The 312-nt window shown below is 62.5% G+C and carries 1 protein-coding gene; it reads right to left on the reverse strand.

Annotated features, from left to right (window positions below):
• On the reverse strand, positions 1 to 312 hold a 312-nt coding region (locus EN852_RS38335; protein WP_246694570.1), incomplete at both ends, for a pyruvate kinase.

Below are 312 nucleotides of genomic sequence, written 5' to 3' on the forward strand. Positions count from 1 at the left end.
GGTCGGTGTCGGGCAGGCTGACGCCCTTCTTGTCGGAAATGCCGCTGCCGGCAACCACCGTGCAGGTGATCGACTTGCCGTCGCTCTTTATCGCCTTCAGCTCGAGCTTGCCGTCGTCGATCAAAAGACGGTGACCGGGCTCGACCGAGCTCAGGATTTCGGGATGCGGCAGATACACACGGCTGGAATTGCCAGGTTCCGGGTTGTCGTCGAGCGTGAACGTTTGCCCCGGAGTCAGCGCTTCCTTGACATTGGCGAACTTGCCGACCCGAAGCTTCGGACCCTGCAGGTCGGCGAGGATGCCGATCGGCC

The sequence above is a fragment of the Mesorhizobium sp. M2E.F.Ca.ET.209.01.1.1 genome (genome assembly GCF_004010375.2).
GTDB lineage: Bacteria > Pseudomonadota > Alphaproteobacteria > Rhizobiales > Rhizobiaceae > Mesorhizobium.